The organism is Cronobacter sp. HA18006, assembly GCF_011605445.1.
Taxonomy (GTDB): Bacteria; Pseudomonadota; Gammaproteobacteria; order Enterobacterales; family Enterobacteriaceae; genus Cronobacter; species Cronobacter sakazakii.
Genome location: NZ_JAANQB010000011.1, coordinates 114,216 through 132,595, shown reverse-complemented (window position 1 = coordinate 132,595; position 18,380 = coordinate 114,216). Strand labels below are relative to the sequence as shown.

General features: G+C 56.7%; 16 protein-coding genes. 7 read left to right on the top strand and 9 right to left on the bottom strand.

Annotated features, from left to right (window positions below):
* Positions 1-316 precede the first annotated feature (316 nt).
* On the top strand, positions 317-1,360 hold the full coding sequence (gene ompA / locus G9X48_RS02350; RefSeq protein WP_004385421.1) for a porin OmpA: 1,044 nt from the start codon (positions 317-319) through the stop codon (positions 1,358-1,360).
* Positions 1,361-1,544: 184 nt separating this feature from the next.
* Here ompA and matP read toward each other — a convergent pair whose 3' ends face one another.
* The gene (matP, locus tag G9X48_RS02345) at positions 1,545-2,000 is read right to left on the bottom strand and encodes a macrodomain Ter protein MatP (protein WP_007849091.1); all 456 of its coding nucleotides are present in this window, start codon (positions 1,998-2,000) and stop codon (positions 1,545-1,547) included.
* Between the two features lie 183 nt (positions 2,001-2,183).
* Between matP and G9X48_RS02340 the strand changes: the two genes are divergently transcribed.
* Positions 2,184-3,941 (top strand): Lon protease family protein, encoded by a 1,758-nt coding sequence (locus G9X48_RS02340; RefSeq protein WP_171964757.1) that lies wholly within the window; start codon positions 2,184-2,186, stop codon positions 3,939-3,941.
* Between the two features lie 68 nt (positions 3,942-4,009).
* The gene (gene fabA / locus G9X48_RS02335; RefSeq protein ID WP_004385423.1) at positions 4,010-4,528 is read left to right on the top strand and encodes a bifunctional 3-hydroxydecanoyl-ACP dehydratase/trans-2-decenoyl-ACP isomerase; all 519 of its coding nucleotides are present in this window, start codon (positions 4,010-4,012) and stop codon (positions 4,526-4,528) included.
* 68 nt (positions 4,529-4,596) lie between these two features.
* Here fabA and rmf read toward each other — a convergent pair whose 3' ends face one another.
* The 6 genes from rmf to rlmKL form a co-directional block, all read right to left on the bottom strand.
* Positions 4,597-4,764, bottom strand: a complete 168-nt coding sequence (gene rmf, locus G9X48_RS02330) for a ribosome modulation factor (RefSeq protein WP_004385424.1) — start codon at positions 4,762-4,764, stop codon at positions 4,597-4,599.
* Between the two features lie 255 nt (positions 4,765-5,019).
* Complete coding sequence (gene pqiC / locus G9X48_RS02325; protein WP_007866582.1) at positions 5,020-5,583, bottom strand: membrane integrity-associated transporter subunit PqiC; 564 nt, start codon at positions 5,581-5,583, stop codon at positions 5,020-5,022.
* A complete protein-coding gene (gene pqiB, locus G9X48_RS02320; RefSeq protein WP_076728753.1) occupies positions 5,580-7,220 on the bottom strand; it encodes an intermembrane transport protein PqiB in 1,641 nt (546 codons plus the stop codon). The genes pqiC and pqiB overlap by 4 nt, the downstream gene beginning before the upstream one ends.
* Complete coding sequence (gene pqiA, locus G9X48_RS02315; RefSeq protein WP_014729188.1) at positions 7,210-8,478, bottom strand: membrane integrity-associated transporter subunit PqiA; 1,269 nt, start codon at positions 8,476-8,478, stop codon at positions 7,210-7,212. Before pqiA ends, pqiB begins: the two co-directional genes overlap by 11 nt.
* Positions 8,479-8,494: 16 nt before the next feature.
* On the bottom strand, positions 8,495-10,399 hold the full coding sequence (locus G9X48_RS02310) for an ABC transporter ATP-binding protein (RefSeq protein ID WP_069684004.1): 1,905 nt from the start codon (positions 10,397-10,399) through the stop codon (positions 8,495-8,497).
* 5 nt (positions 10,400-10,404) lie between these two features.
* Positions 10,405-12,522 carry a bifunctional 23S rRNA (guanine(2069)-N(7))-methyltransferase RlmK/23S rRNA (guanine(2445)-N(2))-methyltransferase RlmL gene (gene rlmKL, locus G9X48_RS02305; protein WP_007866549.1) on the bottom strand — a complete coding sequence of 706 codons (2,118 nt, stop codon included), beginning with the start codon at positions 12,520-12,522 and terminating at the stop codon, positions 10,405-10,407.
* Between the two features lie 102 nt (positions 12,523-12,624).
* On the opposite strand from rlmKL, the gene G9X48_RS02300 reads away from it, so the two are divergent.
* Positions 12,625-13,731, top strand: a complete 1,107-nt coding sequence (locus G9X48_RS02300; protein ID WP_097641032.1) for a YcbX family protein — start codon at positions 12,625-12,627, stop codon at positions 13,729-13,731.
* On the opposite strand, the gene G9X48_RS02295 is transcribed toward G9X48_RS02300, so the two are convergent.
* Together G9X48_RS02295 and pyrD are read right to left on the bottom strand one after the other, a co-directional pair.
* Positions 13,728-14,273: a cell division protein ZapC gene (locus G9X48_RS02295; RefSeq protein ID WP_097641053.1), complete on the bottom strand. Its 546-nt coding sequence runs from the start codon at positions 14,271-14,273 to the stop codon at positions 13,728-13,730. The genes G9X48_RS02300 and G9X48_RS02295 overlap by 4 nt on opposite strands.
* Before the next feature lie 164 nt (positions 14,274-14,437).
* The gene (gene pyrD / locus G9X48_RS02290) at positions 14,438-15,448 is read right to left on the bottom strand and encodes a quinone-dependent dihydroorotate dehydrogenase (RefSeq protein WP_097641033.1); all 1,011 of its coding nucleotides are present in this window, start codon (positions 15,446-15,448) and stop codon (positions 14,438-14,440) included.
* Positions 15,449-15,696: 248 nt separating this feature from the next.
* On the opposite strand from pyrD, the gene ssuE reads away from it, so the two are divergent.
* Genes ssuE through ssuD form a run of 3 tightly spaced genes read left to right on the top strand, consistent with a single transcriptional unit; the run spans position 15,697 to position 18,378 of the window.
* Positions 15,697-16,272, top strand: coding sequence for an NADPH-dependent FMN reductase (gene ssuE, locus G9X48_RS02285; RefSeq protein WP_076728762.1), 576 nt, complete (start codon positions 15,697-15,699; stop codon positions 16,270-16,272).
* The gene (locus G9X48_RS02280) at positions 16,265-17,236 is read left to right on the top strand and encodes a sulfonate ABC transporter substrate-binding protein (protein ID WP_234451426.1); all 972 of its coding nucleotides are present in this window, start codon (positions 16,265-16,267) and stop codon (positions 17,234-17,236) included. Before ssuE ends, G9X48_RS02280 begins: the two co-directional genes overlap by 8 nt.
* A complete protein-coding gene (gene ssuD / locus G9X48_RS02275; protein ID WP_097641034.1) occupies positions 17,233-18,378 on the top strand; it encodes an FMNH2-dependent alkanesulfonate monooxygenase in 1,146 nt (381 codons plus the stop codon). The genes G9X48_RS02280 and ssuD overlap by 4 nt, the downstream gene beginning before the upstream one ends.
* The last annotated feature ends 2 nt before the right edge of the window (positions 18,379-18,380 follow it).

Here is an 18,380-nt window from a genome sequence, read left to right as displayed (position 1 = left end):
TCTTTATCAGAAGCGATAGTGGTGAATGAACGGCCAGACGGGCACTCACGTCCGCTTTCGCACTTTACGAGCGATTAAAATTTCCTCAAAAATGTTAAATTTTGCTTTCGCAAGTTGTTTTTTTTCATATGCCTGACGGACTTCACACTTGTAAGTTTTCAACTACGTTGTAGACTTTACCTCGCCAGGGTGCTCATCAATAAACCGACATTATCGGTAGAGTAACCATTGAGCTATACCCCGGTGAAGGATTTAACCGTGAACTTTTCCCAAGGAAAAGCGCATGGCCTTTTTGGATGATAACGAGGCGCAAAAAATGAAAAAGACAGCTATCGCGATTGCAGTGGCACTGGCTGGCTTCGCTACCGTAGCGCAGGCCGCACCGAAAGATAACACCTGGTACGCAGGTGGCAAACTGGGTTGGTCCCAGTTCCACGATACCGGCTTTATCCCTAACGACGGCCCGACTCACGAAAGCCAGCTGGGCGCAGGCGCGTTCGGTGGTTACCAGGTTAACCCGTACGTTGGTTTCGAAATGGGCTACGACTGGCTGGGCCGCATGCCGTATAAAGGCGACACTGTAAACGGCGCTTTCAAAGCTCAGGGCGTACAGCTGACCGCTAAACTGGGTTACCCGGTAACCGACGACCTGGACGTATACACCCGTCTGGGCGGCATGGTATGGCGTGCTGACTCCTCTTCTAACATCGGCGGCGACGACCACGACACCGGCGTTTCTCCGGTATTCGCTGGCGGCGTTGAGTGGGCGATGACCCGCGATATCGCTACCCGTCTGGAATACCAGTGGGTTAACAACATCGGTGACGCGCAGACTGTTGGCGCTCGTCCGGACAACGGCATGCTGAGCGTAGGTGTTTCCTACCGTTTCGGTCAGCAGGAAGATGCAGCTCCGGTTGTAGCTCCGGCTCCGGCTCCGGCTCCGGAAGTACAGACCAAGCACTTCACCCTGAAGTCTGACGTTCTGTTCAACTTCAACAAAGCGACCCTGAAACCGGAAGGTCAGCAGGCGCTGGATCAGCTGTACTCTCAGCTGAGCAACCTGGATCCGAAAGACGGTTCCGTCGTGGTTCTGGGCTTCACCGACCGTATCGGTTCTGACGCTTACAACCAGGGTCTGTCCGAGAAACGTGCTCAGTCCGTTGTTGACTACCTGATCTCCAAAGGTATCCCGTCCAACAAGATCTCCGCACGTGGTATGGGCGAATCCAATCCGGTCACTGGCAACACCTGTGACAACGTGAAACCTCGCGCTGCTCTGATCGAGTGCCTGGGTCCGGATCGTCGCGTAGAGATCGAAGTTAAAGGCGTTAAAGACGTTGTAACTCAGCCGCAGGCTTAAGTTAAACGTTTAGAAAAACCCCGCTAAGGCGGGGTTTTTTGTTGTCCGGAAATCTTGTCATTTGAATTGAATTTCTGATGAGATGCGCTTAAGCGCATTATTTCCTTTTACAGCCAGAAGTAATTTCTCTGCTGCATGTAGTAGCAAAAAAGAACCGCCTCGCCCTCTCATGAGCCTTCTCGGGTTACTCTTTCTTCCCCAGCAATGCCTGTAAATCCTGTTTCAGCGTCGACATATGGTTTTCATATTTCTCTTTGCGCTCGGCGTCTTCAATCAGTTGCACGATTGTTTCTGAAAGCGTGATGCCGCGGCGCTGCGCAAGGCCTGCGAGACGCTGCCAGACCATAAATTCCAGGTCGATGGATTTTTTACGGGTATGCTGATGCTCAGCATTAAAATGCCGCTTACGACGGGCGCGAATCGTCTGTTTCAGGCGGTTTTGCAGCGCCGGGTTCATATGCTGATCAATCCAGCCCAGCACTCTTACCGGTTCGTTTTCCATACCCAGCAAGAGATCCACCGCCTCTTTCGCGGCGCTGGCTTCAACATACCGGGTGATCAGCTCGCCTTCGCGATGCTTTTTCACCAGATATTTCCACTTCCAGCCGCTTTCCAGATTTTCGAGTTGTTGGTATTTCATTGCGATCTCAGGATGACCGTGTAACTCATTTCAGGATAACAGTTTTTTTTCGATTCGCTGAGGGGAAATAAACGTCTGTGACGCATGGGGAGATTCTGCGGGGCAATAGTGGCATTTCCGGTGTGTTGATCCGCCCATTACGCTATAATCTCGCCTTTTACATCTGACTAAAAAACCTCGACATTGACCATTAACAGACTTACATCACAAGCGCTTGTACCCGATACGGAGACCTTCCGGTCCCGCTTTGCTGAAATGGATGCCGGTTTTGCAGACGCGCTTGATTTTGAGGCGCTTCAGCCTCGCCTTCACGACGGACTAAGCCAGCTGTGCGCGCCACGTCCTGTAAATGATTTCATGCTGGTTAAGGCTGACGAAGAGAAGCCTTTGCTGGAGCTTATCGCCAGTACCGCGAAAGCATTACTGCCGCATCAGTCAGAACTGGTCGGCGGTCATTATCGTATTGAAAACCAGAGCGTGACGCTGACTCCACCGAATGCGACACCGGGCGATTTCGCCGTGCATCGCGATGTGGTGGTCGCTACCTGGGCTGATGCGGGCGAGCTGTTTGGCTGTGTCAGACAGTTTGCAGGCCAGATTTCGCTTGAGCCGGGCCTGGTACATAAAGCCAACGGCGGCATTCTGGTCGTGCCGCTGAAAACACTGCTTCTGCAGCCGCTCTTGTGGCTGCGTCTGAAGCAGATGGTCGTCACGAAACGCTTCGACTGGGTCGCCCCGGACGAGACCCGCCCGCTGCCGGTGTCTGTTCCTTCTCTGCCTCTTGACCTTCGCGTCGTGCTGGTCGGCGATCGCGAATCACTGGCGGATTTTCAGGAGATGGAGCCGGTACTCGCGCAGCAGGCTATCTACAGCGAATATGAAGACGACCTGCAAATCGCTGACGAAGAAGATATTACGCTATGGTGCAGTTGGGTCTGCGCGCAGGCCGCCCAGCTTGCGCTGCCTGCACCGGCAAGCGACGCCTGGCCCCTTATCATTCGTGAAGCGGTGCGCTATACGGGTGACCAGGAAACGTTGCCGCTCGATCCGCTCTGGATGGCGCGCCAGTTAACTGAAGTGGCCGCCTTTTGCGACGGCGCGACATTCACCGCAGCGCAATTTTCTGAGATGCTCGCTCGCCGCGCCTGGCGTGAGGGGTATCTCGCAGAGCGTATGCAGGATGAAATTCTACTCGGTCAGCTGTTGGTCGAAACCGAAGGCGAGCGCATCGGTCAGATTAACGCGCTTTCGGTGGTGGAATTTCCAGGGCATCCGCGCGCGTTTGGCGAGCCATCGCGCATCAGTTGCGTGGTGCATATTGGCGACGGCGAATTTACCGATATCGAGCGCAAGGCTGAACTCGGCGGCAATATCCACGCCAAAGGCATGATGATCATGCAGGCGTTTCTGATGGCCGAGCTGGATCTGGAGCAACAGATGCCCTTCTCTGCCTCGCTGACGTTTGAGCAGTCCTATAGCGAAGTGGACGGCGACAGCGCCTCAATGGCCGAGCTGTGCGCGCTTATCAGCGCGCTGGCCAATGCGCCGCTTAATCAGCAGATTGCTATTACCGGCTCCGTGGACCAGTTTGGCCGCGCACAGCCGGTCGGCGGACTGAATGAAAAAATCGAAGGCTTCTTCACCATCTGTCAGGCCCGTGGCTTAACGGGCAAACAGGGCGTGATTATTCCTTCGGCTAACGTGCGTCATTTATCGCTAAATCAGGCGATTCTGGACGCGGTCGATCAGGGGCAGTTTTCCATCTGGGCGATTGATGATGTCACAGATGCGCTACCCTTATTAACGACTCTCCCGTGGGATGGCGAAGGCCAGACGACACTGCTTGGGGTTATCGGCGAGCGAATCGCGCAGGCGACGCAGCAGGATATCCGTCAGCGTCCGTGGCCGTTACGCTGGATGAACTGGTTTAACCACAACTGATCGGACTTGTTCAGCGTACACGTGTTAGCTAACCTGCGGGCTTCACTAAAATAAGGCATACTGAGAACATGGTAGACAAACGCGAATCCTATACGAAAGAAGACCTTCTTGCCTCCGGGCGCGGCGAGCTGTTCGGCGCGAACGGCCCGCAACTGCCGGCACCCAACATGTTAATGATGGACCGCGTGGTGAAAATGACCGAAACCGGCGGTAACTTTGATAAGGGTTACGTGGAAGCGGAACTGGATATCAACCCGGATATGTGGTTCTTTGGCTGCCATTTCATCGGCGACCCGGTAATGCCTGGCTGCCTCGGCCTTGACGCTATGTGGCAGCTGGTCGGCTTCTACTTAGGCTGGCTGGGCGGTGAAGGTAAAGGCCGCGCGCTGGGCGTGGGCGAAGTGAAATTCACCGGTCAGGTACTGCCGAGCGCGAAAAAAGTGACCTACCGCATCCACTTCAAACGCGTAGTCAACCGCCGTCTGGTAATGGGTATTGCCGATGGCGAAGTGCTGGTCGACGGCAAACAGATTTACACCGCGACTGACCTGAAAGTGGGCCTGTTCCAGGACACCTCCGCTTTCTGATAGCTTTTCTCAGCATTCAGAAAGGCGAAACCTCCGCATCGCGGAGGTTTCTTTTTAAAGAGACAAGCTCACGCAATCTGAGCCCTGTCCTCCATGGCTTCTCGCCAGCCTCCCAGCCAATAAGACCTCTGATTCAGGGTCTGGTAAGGACACATTTCTTTCGAGCGTCCGGTGATACCGGCCTGATAACCACGATGATGTGCCCGTTCCAGGCGATCTCTTTTTTGTCTCTTCATGCCTCGTTTCCCTCATTTCAGGTCTGGTGGAAAAGAAAACAGTGATTACATTTTGCGCAATCACCCTTTACGAATACCTGTAAACCCAGGGAACGTCAATGCGCAAAATTCACGCCAATGTCATATTTGTGAGCTACTCTGGATAACATTTATACAAAAATTGAGCAGGCGTTGAGCTTATCTGACTGGCATAAAAGAGAAAGCCGCCGCCCTCTTTAAGAAGAAGACGACGGCTTTTAACATCATTCAAATTTTTTATGGCTGACGCGCAACCTCATCGGCAATGGTTTTAGCCTGCTGCTGCCAGGCCTGCGCCAGCGTTTTCACCATCGCGTCATAACCATCCTGTTGCTGCTTAAGCTCAGTATAGAAAGGCCGCTTGATAAGTTGCCCTTTGTGCTTGAGTAGCCATTCGCCGCTCACAATCACACGCCCGTCATACCGGCCATGAAAGCCGGTCACGTTGACGTTCAGCGTATCCTGCTCGGCCCCCAGCGGCTGGGCGGAAACCACCCAGCCCGGCAGCGTGGCGCTCAGATTCGTCACCAGCGTATTACGCAGTTGCTGATCCAGCGGGCTGGCCCACAGGTTCTGGCTGGCGATGACATACTGCACGTCGGTCGTCTGGTAGACCACGCCGTTACCCGCGAGATAATCGGGCACCGACACCTGCTCCACCCAGAGCAGATGCTGACTGTCCATCGGCGCGCTGCGGGTCACCGGCGCCGTAGACGCCGGGAGCTGATACCAGGTGGTTTCCTGTGTGGTGCTACAGGCGCTCAGTAGCGCAACGGCGACAAACGGGAGCCATTTTTTCATTCTTTCGCCCTCTTCGGCTGCGGGTCCTTTTTCTCTTTCGATTCAAACACCAGCGCGTTGCTCTTCTCATTGAGCGTGCGCAGCACCGGCTGAAGCTCACGCAACACCTGATCCAGACGCTGCATATCCGCCACCATTTTGTTATAGGCGGCAGAGCCTGGCTGGAAGCCCTGCATGCTGCGATTAAGCTCACGCAGCGTTTTCTGCATATCCGCCGGCAGCTCCTGCGCCGACTGGCTGGAAGTAAGCTGATTCAGGTTATCGAGCGTCGTCTGCAGGCGGCGCATAGTGCGCTGGCTTTCCGAGAGCGTATTGGTGGCCTGTTCAATCATCGGGTTGAGCGGCAGATTGTTAATTTTATCCAGCGTATCCATCAGACGCTGCTGGATTTGCGCAAGCCCGCTGCTCACTGTCGGGATCACCGGATATCCATTAAAGCTCGCCATATCGGTCACAGGGGGCGCCTTCGGATAGAAATCGAGATCGACAAACAGCTGCCCGGTCACCAGATTGCCGGTTTTGAGCGTGGCGCGCAGGCCTTTCTTCAACAGTTCATGCATATGACTGGCGATGTTCGGATCTTCGCCAATCTGATTCGCCAGACGCTCCGGCTCAATACGAACCAGCACCGGAATGCGGTAATCGGTAGTGACCGCCTGATGCAGGCCAGGCACAAAGAATGGCACCTGCGCAACAGTACCGAGACGAATGCCACGAAACTCTACCGGCGCGCCAGGCTGCAGACCGCGAATGGTGTCTTTAAAGAACATCAGGTAATCAATATGTTCGGTATAGAGCGACTCCTGAATGCTGCGCTGATCGTCGTAGAGCGTAAACGCGGTTTTCTCCGCTACCGGCTGGCCGAGTTCCCAGCCGTCCGGCACGTCAAAACTGACGCCGCCGCTAAACAGCGTACTAAGCGATCCCATTTCCACGCGCATACCGGAGGAGCTGAGATCGACCGCGATCCCGCTGTCTTTCCAGAAACGCACGTTGCTGGTCACCAGCCGATCGTTTGGCGCATTAATGAAAAGCTGATAGCGGATGGATCGCTTTTGCGGGTCAAACGTACTGGTTTCCACCGAACCGACGCGATAGCCGCGAAACAGCACCGGATCGCCCGGGTTAAGTTGCCCGGCTTTGTTACTGTCGAGGATGACGCGAATCCCTTTCGCATCCGGCGGTGCCAGCGGCGGCGCGTCGAGCAGCTTGTAAGATTCCGGCACGCTGCCTTTCGAGCCCGGCTGAAGTTCAATGTAAGAGCCGGAAAGCAGCGTATTCAGGCCGGTAACGCCTTCACGCCCAATCTGCGGCTTCACCACCCAGAAGACGGAATCGCCATACAGCAGCTTTTCCATACCGGGGTTCATACGTGCTTTAATTTCGACGTGATGCAAATCATCCGTCAGTACCGCGCTTTCCACCACACCTACATCAACGCTGCGGCTCTTGATGGTGGTTTTGCCCCCTTCAATACCTTCCGCGTTGGTGGTCATCAGCGTCACGACCGGCCCCTGATGGCTGTAGTGATAAAACAGGATCCAGGCGCCGATAAGCGCAGTAATAATCGGGAAGATCCAGACAGGTGACCAGTTCTTCACCCGTTTAATCTTCGCTTCCCCGCGATTATTTTCCATGTTCGGGTAACTCCTCATAACTTGAATCAGATTCACGGTCCCAGGAGAGACGCGGGTCAAAGGTCATCGCGGCAAACATGGTGACAATCACCACCATCGCAAACATGACCGCTCCCCAGGCCGGATAAATATTCATCAGCGCGCCCATACGGACCAGCGCAGACAGCACGGCAATCACAAAAACGTCGATCATCGACCAGCGGCCGACAAACTCTACCACTTCATACATCAGATGCATTCGCTCGCGCTCCTGACGGCCATAGCCTTTAGCGTCAAGGCACAGCCAGCCGAGGGCAATCATCTTAAGCGTCGGCACCATAATACTGGCAAGGAAAATCACCAGCGCCACCGGGTAAGAGCCTTCGTTCCAGATAAGGATTACGCCCGCAATAATGGTGGAAGGCATTCTATCGCCGAGCAGATCGGTAATCATGATGGGCAGCAGATTCGCGGGCAGATAAAGCATAATGGAGCAGACCAGCAGCGAGACCGTCCACTGGAGACTGTGTTTGCGGCGAACGTGACCGTACGTATGGCAGCGCGGACAGCGCCCCTCTTCGCCCGTAAGGATCGCGGTGCAGCACGGGCACGCGCGCAACCCCTGACGGATACCAGCGACGCCTACTTTCAGCGGCTGAGATACTGTCGGCATCGGCGCGATATCATTCCAGAGCCAGCGGCGGTCGACGCACTGAAAAGCACGTAGCTGCAGGATGCAGAAGAGACACCAGGGGATAAAGCTGCTGCCAATGCCGATATCGCCATAGGCAATCAGCTTAACGAAACTCACCAGCACGCCCGCGAGGAAAATTTCCGCCATCCCCCAGCTGCGCAGCTGGAACAGTACGCGGGCCATCGCGATTTTAAGCCGTGGCGGCAGCGTAACGCGGTTGACCAGTAACAGGATGGTGATCAGGCAGAACGCAGGCACCAGCTGAACAAACAGCATAAACAGCGAGCCGAGGCTCGCGTAATCTTCGTTAAACAGGACGCGCGGAATTTCCAGCATTGTCACTTCGCTGCTGACGCCCGCCGCTTCCATATTGACGAAGGGAAAAAGGTTGGAGAGCAGCAGCATGAACAGCGCCGCCAGCGCATACGCCGTCGGACGCTGGCGGGGTGCCGCCCACTCGACGGCAAGCGTGGTGTCACAGCGAGGGCAATGCGCCTTTTGCCCCGGCATTAGCGCCGGCAGCCTGACCAGAAGATCGCATTGCGGGCAGAGCATATGCTCGCCCGCATGATGACGTTCACGCATGCGGGTTCCTGAATAATCAGCCGTTTTTAAGTGATTCAAGATATTCCCAGCGCTCAAACGCTTCTTCCAGTGCCGCTTCGGCAGCGCTAAGCTGCGCCAGCACATCCTGCGTTACGTCGTGAGGCTGGTTAAAGAACGACGCGTCGCTGACTTTCGCCTGCAGCGCCTCAAGCTCTGCCTCCAGCGTCTCAAGACGGGCGGGCAGCTGTTCCAGTTCGCGCTGCAAGTTATAGCTTAGTTTGTTGCTGCCTCGTTTGACAGTTTCTGCCTTCGACTCCGCCACCGGCTCCGCTTTTTTCGCCGTGGTCTGCTGCATCGCGCGCGACGACGCCTGCTGACCACGGGCATCGTGATAGCCGCCCACATACTGGCCAATCCGGCCTTCGCCTTCGAAAATCCAGCATTCGGTGACGGTATTGTCCACAAACTGACGGTCGTGGCTCACCAGCAGCACGGTGCCCTGATAGCTGTCGATAAGTTCTTCCAGCAGTTCCAGCGTTTCGACGTCGAGGTCGTTGGTCGGTTCATCGAGGATAAGCAGGTTACTGGGCTTGAGGAACAGACGCGCCAGCAACAGGCGGTTACGTTCACCGCCGGAGAGCGCACGCACTGGCGTCATGGCACGCTTCGGATGGAACAGGAAGTCCTGCAGATAACCGAGCACGTGGCGCGGTTTGCCGTTGACCATCACTTCCTGTTTGCCTTCGGCCAGGTTGTCCATCACGGTGCGTTCCGGATCGAGCTCCGCGCGGTGCTGATCGAAGTACGCCACTTCCAGTTTGGTGCCGCAATGCACGCGGCCGCTGTCAGCTTTCAGCTGGCCCAGCATCAGTTTAAGCAGCGTGGTTTTACCGCAGCCGTTTGGCCCCACCAGCGCGATTTTGTCGCCACGCTGTACCTGGGCGGAGAAGTCTTTCACCAGCACTTTCTCGCCGAGGCGGTAATTGACGTTCTCCAGCTCAAAGACGATTTTGCCGGAGCGGGTCGCCTCTTCCACCTGCATCTTCGCGCTGCCCATCACTTCGCGGCGTTCGCCGCGCTCGCGACGCATCGCCTTCAGCGCGCGCACGCGGCCTTCGTTACGGGTACGGCGCGCTTTGATGCCCTGGCGGATCCACACCTCTTCCTGCGCCAGCTTGCGGTCGAATTCCGCGTTTTGCAGCTCTTCAACGCGCAGCGCTTCTTCCTTCGCCACCAGATATTTGTCGTAATCACCCGGGTACGACACCAGCTTGCCGCGATCAAGGTCGACGATGCGCGTGGCCATGTTGCGGATAAACGAACGGTCGTGCGAGATAAATACGATGCTGCCGGAGAACGATTTCAGGAAAGTTTCCAGCCAGTCGATGGTTTCGATATCCAGATGGTTGGTCGGCTCATCGAGCAGCAGCACGCGCGGCGCGCTGACCAGCGCACGGCCCAGCGCCGCTTTACGCAGCCAGCCGCCGGAAAGCGACGCGAGCGGCGTGTCGGCGTCAAGCTCCAGCTGCGCCAGCACTTCGGTGATGCGGTTTTCGAGCTGCCACAAATCGTGGTGCTCCAGCATCTCCTGCACTTTCGCGAGCTCTGACAGGTTTTTATCGCTCGGATCGCTCATCACCAGATGTGAAATCTGGTGATAACGCTTCAGGTATTCAGCCTGCTCCGCCACGCCTTCGGCAACAAAATCATAAACGCTGCCAGCGACATTTCGCGGTGGGTCCTGTTGCAGACGTGCGACCACCAGATCTTGCTCATAGACGATGCGACCATCGTCCAGCGGCAACTCATGGTTAATGATTTTCATCAGGGTCGATTTACCGGCCCCGTTACGCCCTACCAGACAGACACGCTCATTTTCTTCGATATGCAGTTCAGCATTATCGAGCAGCGGCGCATCGCTGAATGAGAGCCAGGCGCCATGCATACTGATTAACGACATAATTCTTAGTCCTTGGTCTGGTGAGTAACAAGCCAGCAATTGTGGATCTGGCGGTTGCGCGCGAAGTCCTGAGAGAGCGTTTTTTGTGTGATGTCTTGCGCTTTCAGGCCCAGGGCCGCAAGCCCTTCGTTATCCATCTTGAACCCACGCTTGTTATTGGAAAACATAATTGTCCCGTCGCGACGCAGCAGACGCTTGAGATCTTTCATCAGGCGCAGATGATCGCGCTGCACGTCGAATGTCTCCTCCATACGCTTGGAGTTAGAGAATGTCGGCGGATCGATAAAGATCAGGTCGAACTGTTCATCGCTCTCGGCAAGCCAGCTCAGGCAGTCGGCCTGAATCAGGCGATGCGCGCGGCCGCTCAGCCCGTTGAGACGTAAATTGCGCTCCGCCCACTCCAGATACGTGCGCGACATATCCACCGTCGTGGTGGAGCGCGCGCCGCCGAGCCCTGCATGAACGCTGGCGCTGCCGGTATAGGAGAAGAGGTTCAGGAAATCTTTGCCTTTACTCATCTGGCCGAGCATCCGGCGCGCGATGCGGTGATCGAGGAACAGGCCGGTATCCAGATAATCCGTCAGGTTGACCAGCAGACGCGCGTTAAACTCATGGACTTCCATAAACTCGCCCTTCTGGGCCAGTTTTTCATACTGATTTTTGCCTTTCTGGCGTTCGCGGGTTTTCAGCACCAACTTATTCGGCGCAAGGCCGAGCACCGAGAGCGTGGCGGCAATCACGTCGAACAGGCGCTGGCGCGCTTTTTCCGGCTCGATGGTTTTCGGCGGCGCATATTCCTGAATCACCACCCAGTCGGCATAGCGGTCCACCGCCACGTTGTAATCCGGCAGGTCGGCATCATACAGGCGATAACATTCAATGCCTTCCTGTTTCGCCCACTTCTCCAGTTTCTTCAGATTTTTACGCAGACGGTTGGCGTAATCTTCCGCTATCTGCGCCGGTGCTGCGCCAGGCTGCGTCGGGGCCAGACGATAGTTTTTCTGTACGCAATCAAGCGGGCCGTTTTTCGCTTTGAACTGGCGGTCAGCACGCAGTTGCAGGCAACTTAACAGCTCTGGCGAGGCGCTAAACAGCGACAGATTCCAGCCGCCAAACTGATTTTTCATAATGCGGCCGAGCAGGCTGTGCAGCGCGATCAGCGCCGGTTCACTCTCCAGACGCTCACCGTAAGGCGGGTTGCTGATAACGGTGCCGGTCGGCCCTTCCGGCAGCGGATTAGTCAGATTTGTCACATCCTGCGCGGCGAAGGTAATGATGTCGGCAAGACCGGCGCGACGGGCGTTGGTACGGGCGCGCTCAATGACGCGCGCATCGTTATCGGAGCCGTAAAAACGCGAGGCATATTCGCTAAGACCGCGACGGGCGCGCACCTGCGCTTCAGTTTTCACCTCTTTCCAGAGGCTTTCGTCATGCTGCGCCCAGCCGTTAAAGCCCCAGTGGGTACGATGCAGGCCCGGTGCGCGATCGGTGGCAATCATCGCCGCCTCAATCAGCAGCGTGCCGGAGCCGCACATCGGGTCGAGCAGCGGCGTGCCCGGCTGCCAGCCGGAGCGCATCACAATCGCCGCCGCCAGGTTCTCTTTGATGGGGGCCTGGCCGGTGCGATCGCGATAGCCACGCTGGTGCAGGCCTTCGCCGCTAAGATCGATGGCGATGCTGGCGGTATCTTTATTGAGCCAGACGTTAATGCGCAGATCAGGCTGTTCGCGATCCACGCTGGGGCGCGGCAGATTTTTACGGGTGAAGGCGTCGACAATCGCGTCTTTCACCTTCATGGCACCATACTGGCTGTTGCGGATGGTGTCGTTAAGACCGCTGAAATGAACGGCAAACGTGGCGTCGGGCGCGAAAATGCTCGTCCAGTCGATGGCCTGAACGCCCAGATAGAGATCCAGATCGCTGTAAACCGCGCACTCGCCAAGCGGCAGCAGAATACGCGACGCAAGACGGCTCCACATCAGGCTTTGATAAACCAGAGCCGCATCGCCCTGAAAATGCACGCCTCCCTGAACCACCTGGCACTCCTGCGCGCCCAGGTTTTCCAGTTCAGTTTTTAACAGCTCTTCGAGCCCACGCGCCGTACTGGCAAACAAAGCTTTCATATCGTCACTTCAGTAAAAAGAAAATTGTGGCGCATTATAGCCAATCCCGCACGCATGTCATAAAGTTGCCCTTCTATTTCTTATGCCGGGAGGGCGTACGCCATGGTTTTATCGCAGCTTTTTATTCATCCGGTGAAATCGATGCGTGGGTTGCAGGTCTCTCACGCGCTGGCGGACGTCAGCGGCCTGACATTTGACCGCGCGTTTATGGTGACGGAAACCGATGGCACCTTTATTACCGCGCGCCAGTATCCGCAAATGGTGCTCTTCACGCCCGCGCTGCTGCCGGACGGGTTGCACCTCACTGCGCCGGACGGCAGCAGCGCCGCGATTCGCTTCGCTGATTTCGCGACCGCCCCTGCGCCGACGGAAGTCTGGGGCAATCACTTCACCGCGCTTATCGCGCCCGAAAGCGTTAACCAGTGGCTGAGCGGCTTTTTTGGCCGCGATGTGCAACTACGTTGGGTCGGCCCATCGCTCACGCGCCGCGTTAAACTTCATCCCGGCGTACCGCTCGGTTTCGCCGATGGCTTCCCGTACCTGCTTGCTAATGAAGCCTCGCTGCGCGATTTACAAAAACGCTGCCCGGCGGGTGTGGCGATGAATCAGTTCCGCCCGAATCTGGTTGTGACGGGCGTTGAGGCCTGGGCTGAGGACACGTGGAAAGTGATCCGCATTGGCGACGTGGTGTTTGATGTTGCTAAACCGTGCAGCCGCTGCGTATTTACCACCGTCAGCCCCGAGCGCGGACGCAAACACCCAAGCGGCGAGCCGCTGGCGACGCTGCAAAAATTCCGCACGGCGCTGGATAACGGCGATGTCGATTTCGGCCAGAACCTGATTGCCCGCAACAGCGGCGTGATCCGCGCAGGCGATCGCGTTGAAGTGCTTTCGACCGGCCCGGCAAGGCTTTATGGCGCAGGCGACGTGGAAGAGAGCGTGATGCCTGCGGCAAACGCAGCGGCGCAGGTGTCTGTCGAATGGGAAGGCAAAAGCTTTAACGGGAATAATCAGCAGGTTGTGCTTGAGCAGCTTGAACAGCAGGGTATTCGGGTCCCCTACTCCTGTCGCGCCGGGATTTGCGGCAGCTGTCGCGTGACGCTGCTGGAAGGAGAAGTTACGCCATTGAAGAAAAGCGCGCTCAGCGACGATGGCACGTTTTTAAGCTGTAGCTGCGTGCCGGCAGGCCCGATACGGCTGGCGCGTTAAACCGCCTGATCGAGGCTCAGCTGCGGGGCGTTCGCCAGCGGTTTGAGCCTGTCATTCATGACTTTAATCGCATCACCCAGTTGCATCGGGCGGCCAGCGAGCGTCAACGCAGGCTGCGCCAGCAGGCAGAGCGTCGCGTTATCACCAGGCTCGACCACCAGCAGGCAGACCGCTTCGCCGCTGTCGCTCAGCCATACGCAGGCGGCATCGCCACAGCACGGCGACCATTCGGTGTCGTCATGGGTTAAGAAATGCCAGCTTTTCGGCATCTGAGGTTTCAGGAAGCGGATAGCCACAAGAGCGTTCAGCACCAGTTCGGCGCGCTGTTCAGCGGAGAGAGGAAGCTCACGGCATTTTTCATCGAAGGAGAACCAGAGTGCGGCGTCATCAACGCAGAATCCGGAAGGATCAAACGCGTCGGGCGTCAACATTTTGCGGGCAAAACGCGAGCGAAACAGCATGCCGTTGGCCAGATCGAGCATCATCCGGTCGTGCTCGTTATCATAATACCAGCGCCAGTTATCGTCCGGCTTTATACGCATCATTACCCCCCACTGCGATGAAACTTAAAATTATTTCCCTTTTTTGCCGCTTCGTTTATTCCCTCATTAATCTAAGACTATGACGTTTAAATTAGCAACAATCGCGGAATATAAAACAACCAGGGCTGAAAATAAAGCCCTGGCGGTCTTAAAGGGGGAAATGCTTAAAGGTGGGTCACAATTTCTTTAACAAGCGGCGGCCCTTTAAAAATAAAGCCGGAATAGATCTGAATAAGCGAAGCGCCAGCGGCTATTTTTTCCCGCGCGGCAATAACAGAATCAATACCACCGACGCCGATAATCGGCAGGCGTCCTTGCAGCTCTTGGCTTAACAGGCGAATGATTTCCGTACTTTTTAATTGCAGAGGACGGCCGCTTAATCCGCCCGTTTCGTCGCAATATTTCATGCCCTGAACCAGGCTGCGATCGAGTGTCGTATTGGTCGCAATAACCCCATCGATATTATGGCGCACCAGGCTATCGGCCACCTGGATCAATTCTTCCAGCGAAAGATCCGGTGCGATCTTAACCGCCACGGGTACATATTTATGGTGCTTTTGCGAAAGCACTTGCTGCTGATTTTTAATAGCGGCAAGGAGATCGTCGAGCGCGTCTCCATATTGCAGCGAGCGCAGGCCAGGCGTATTCGGTGACGAGATATTAATCGCGATATACCCGGCGTAAGGAAATACTTTTTCCATACAAATCAGGTAGTCATCTTTACCCTGTTCTACCGGCGTATCTTTATTTTTACCAATATTAATGCCGAGCACGCCGTCAAAATGCGCTTTTTTGACGTTCTCTACCAGGTTATCCACGCCGAGATTATTAAAGCCCATGCGGTTAATCAGCCCTTCCGCTTCGACCAGGCGGAACAGACGCGGCTTGTCGTTGCCCGGCTGCGGGCGCGGCGTCACGGTGCCGATTTCCACCGCTCCAAAACCCAGCGCGCCGAGCGCGTCGATGCACTCACCGTTTTTATCAAGGCCTGCGGCAAGCCCCAGCGGGTTTTTAAACGTCAGCCCCATGCAGGTCACCGGTTTAGACGGCACTTTCTGGCGCAGCAGCGCTTCAAGGGGCGTGCCGGTAATGCGGCGCATTTGCTGGAAGGTAAATTCGTGAGCGCGCTCGGGGTCGAGCTGGAAAAGGGCTTTTCGAACGAAGGGGTAGTACATGAACTCTCCTGGATTCCCGGTGTGCAAACCGGGGCGCTATTATCTGCGATCCGCTTCACAAAGGGAATTGACCTGCGGCAAAAAAGCCCCTGAGAAAGCAAACGTTTTCTTTTTAATCCTGTTTTATGCGTTTTTTGGCAAAGCATCATCACAATTTTTAGTTTCTCGGGGCCAGCCCCTCTGCCACTATCCTCTCATATTGTTATTAATGTTAATCAAAAACTTTATTTTGGTTATAAGGAGGTGGTATGCGGGTTATTACTCTGGCGGGAAGCCCACGCTTTCCTTCGCGCTCCAGCGCCCTGCTTTCTTATCTCGCGGGTGAACTCACCCGGCTCGATGTTGAGATTTGTCACTGGCATATCCAGAATTTTGCGCCAGAAGATTTACTCTACGCCCGCTTCGACAGCCCGGCGCTCCTGACGCTTATCGAGCAGCTTCAGCAGGCCGACGGCGTCATCATCGCTACGCCTATCTATAAGGCCTCGTTTTCCGGCGCGCTGAAAACGCTGCTCGATCTCCTGCCCGAACGGGCCCTTGAGAAAAAAGTGGTGTTGCCGGTCGCGACCGGGGGTTCGGCCGGCCATCTGCTGGCGCTGGATTACGCGCTTAAACCTGTGCTCAACGCCCTGAAAGCGCAGGAGATCCTGCATGGCGTCTTTGCCGATGACAGCCAGGTGCTGGATTACCAGCATCAGCCGCGCTTTTCCGAACCGCTACAAACGCGTCTTGACGATGCCCTCGACACTTTCTGGCAGGCGCTGACTCGTCGCCATCTGGCAACCCCTGCGCCGCAGTTCACAAGGAGAACGTTACATGCTTAATCTTTTGCGTCGTCACGCCGCACCGCTACTGGTAGCCGGCCTCACGCTTTTTACCGCGGGCGTCAGCGCGGCTGAACCACAGCCAGAGGCGCTGCGTATCGGCTATCAGAAAGGCTCTGTGAGCATGGTGCTGGCGAAAAGCCATCATCTGCTTGAGCAGCGTTATCCGAACACCAAAATCACCTGGGTCGAATTCCCGGCAGGCCCGCAGCTGCTTGAAGCGCTGAATGTCGGCAGCATCGATCTCGGCAGTACCGGCGACATTCCGCCGATCTTCGCCCAGGCGGCGGGGGCCGATCTGGTGTACATCGGCAGCGAACCGCCAAAACCGAAAGCCGAAGTGCTGCTGGTGGCGGAAAACAGCCCCATTAAGAGTGTCGCCGACCTGAAAGGCCATAAGGTCGCTTTCCAGAAAGGCTCCAGCTCGCATAACCTGCTGCTGCGCGCGCTGCAAAAAGCCGGACTGAAATTTACCGATATTCAGCCGGTATACCTCACACCCGCCGATGCGCGCGCCGCGTTTACGCAGGGTAATGTTGACGCCTGGGCCATCTGGGACCCGTACTACTCCGCCGCGCTCATTCAGGGCGGCGTGCGCGTACTGACCGACGGCACCGATCTTGATCTGACAGGATCGTTCTATCTCGCCTCACGCCCCTACGCCGAAAAATATGGCCAGTTCCTGACAGGCGTGCTGGAGAGCTTAAGCGAAGCGGACGCCCTGACCCGCAGCCAGCGCAAAGAGAGCGTGAAACTGTTCGCGCAAAGCATCGGGCTGCCGGAGCCGGTCATTGAGCTCTATTTCGATCACCGCCCGCCGACACGCATCACGCCCGTGAATGAAGACACCGCCGTGCGCCAGCAGCACACCGCCGATCTGTTTTACGACAACCATCTGGTTCCAAAGAAAGTCGATATCCGCAGCCGCATCTGGTCCGGCGCTACTGAAGGAGCGAAATCATGAGTCTGAATCTGTTCTGGTTTTTACCCACCCACGGCGATGGTCACTATCTTGGCAGCGACGCAGGGGCTCGCCCGGTCGATCATGGTTATTTGCAGCAAATCGCCCAGGCCGCTGACCGACTCGGATTTACCGGCGTGCTGATCCCGACCGGGCGCTCCTGCGAAGACGCCTGGCTGGTCGCAGCGTCGATGATCCCGGTTACCCAGCGGCTGAAATTTCTGGTCGCGCTACGCCCGTCGGTCGTGTCGCCGACCGTAGCGGCGCGTCAGGCGGCGACGCTGGACAGGCTGTCCAACGGGCGCGCGCTCTTTAACCTGGTAACCGGCAGCGATCCGCAGGAGCTGGCCGGTGACGGCGTGTTCCTCGATCACACCGCGCGTTATGAGGCGTCGGCCGAGTTTACCCGCGTCTGGCGTCGCCTGCTGGAAGGCGAAAAGGTCGATTTTGAAGGCAAGCATATTAAGGTGCGCGGCGCGCAGCTGTTATTCCCGCCGGTACAACAGCCCCGCCCGCCGCTTTACTTCGGCGGCTCGTCTGATGTGGCGCAGGATCTGGCTGCCGAGCAGGTCGATCTCTACCTCACCTGGGGCGAGCCGCCGGAGCAGGTAAAAGAGAAGATAGCCCAGGTACGCGCCAAAGCGGCGGCTCACGGGCGCACGGTACGCTTCGGCATCCGCCTGCATGTCATTGTGCGTGAAACCACGGAAGAAGCCTGGCAGGCCGCTGACCGGCTGATCGCTCATCTCGACGATGAAATGATTGCCAAAGCCCAGGCAGCGTTCGCGCGCCAGGATTCGGTCGGCCAGCAGCGCATGGCGGCGCTGCACGGCGGGCGGCGCGACCAGCTTGAGATTAGCCCGAACCTCTGGGCGGGCGTCGGTCTGGTGCGCGGCGGCGCAGGCACGGCGCTGGTGGGCGATGGCCCAACGGTGGCGGCGCGTATTAATGAATACGCAGCGCTTGGCATCAACAGCTTTATTCTCTCCGGTTACCCGCATCTGGAAGAGGCGTACCGGGTGGGCGAGCTTTTGTTCCCGCATCTGGATGTCGCCATCCCGGACGTGCCGCAGCCTCGCCCGCTCACGGCACAGGGTGAAGCAGTGGCCAATGAATTTATTCCGCGCCGGGTCGCGCAGAGTTAAGG

What these genes read in the sequence shown, in the direction of transcription:
- ssuE (WP_076728762.1), top strand. Translation starts at nt 15,697, where the DNA reads ATGCGGGTTATTACTCTGGCGGGAAGCCCACGCTTTCCTTCGCGCTCC.
- pqiB (WP_076728753.1), bottom strand. Translation starts at nt 7,220, where the DNA reads ATGGAAAATAATCGCGGGGAAGCGAAGATTAAACGGGTGAAGAACTGG.
- pqiC (WP_007866582.1), bottom strand. Translation starts at nt 5,583, where the DNA reads ATGAAAAAATGGCTCCCGTTTGTCGCCGTTGCGCTACTGAGCGCCTGT.
- G9X48_RS02300 (WP_097641032.1), top strand. Translation starts at nt 12,625, where the DNA reads ATGGTTTTATCGCAGCTTTTTATTCATCCGGTGAAATCGATGCGTGGG.
- fabA (WP_004385423.1), top strand. Translation starts at nt 4,010, where the DNA reads ATGGTAGACAAACGCGAATCCTATACGAAAGAAGACCTTCTTGCCTCC.
- pyrD (WP_097641033.1), bottom strand. Translation starts at nt 15,448, where the DNA reads ATGTACTACCCCTTCGTTCGAAAAGCCCTTTTCCAGCTCGACCCCGAG.
- G9X48_RS02295 (WP_097641053.1), bottom strand. Translation starts at nt 14,273, where the DNA reads ATGCGTATAAAGCCGGACGATAACTGGCGCTGGTATTATGATAACGAG.
- pqiA (WP_014729188.1), bottom strand. Translation starts at nt 8,478, where the DNA reads ATGCGTGAACGTCATCATGCGGGCGAGCATATGCTCTGCCCGCAATGC.
- rmf (WP_004385424.1), bottom strand. Translation starts at nt 4,764, where the DNA reads ATGAAGAGACAAAAAAGAGATCGCCTGGAACGGGCACATCATCGTGGT.
- matP (WP_007849091.1), bottom strand. Translation starts at nt 2,000, where the DNA reads ATGAAATACCAACAACTCGAAAATCTGGAAAGCGGCTGGAAGTGGAAA.
- ssuD (WP_097641034.1), top strand. Translation starts at nt 17,233, where the DNA reads ATGAGTCTGAATCTGTTCTGGTTTTTACCCACCCACGGCGATGGTCAC.
- G9X48_RS02310 (WP_069684004.1), bottom strand. Translation starts at nt 10,399, where the DNA reads ATGTCGTTAATCAGTATGCATGGCGCCTGGCTCTCATTCAGCGATGCG.
- G9X48_RS02280 (WP_234451426.1), top strand. Translation starts at nt 16,265, where the DNA reads ATGCTTAATCTTTTGCGTCGTCACGCCGCACCGCTACTGGTAGCCGGC.
- rlmKL (WP_007866549.1), bottom strand. Translation starts at nt 12,522, where the DNA reads ATGAAAGCTTTGTTTGCCAGTACGGCGCGTGGGCTCGAAGAGCTGTTA.
- ompA (WP_004385421.1), top strand. Translation starts at nt 317, where the DNA reads ATGAAAAAGACAGCTATCGCGATTGCAGTGGCACTGGCTGGCTTCGCT.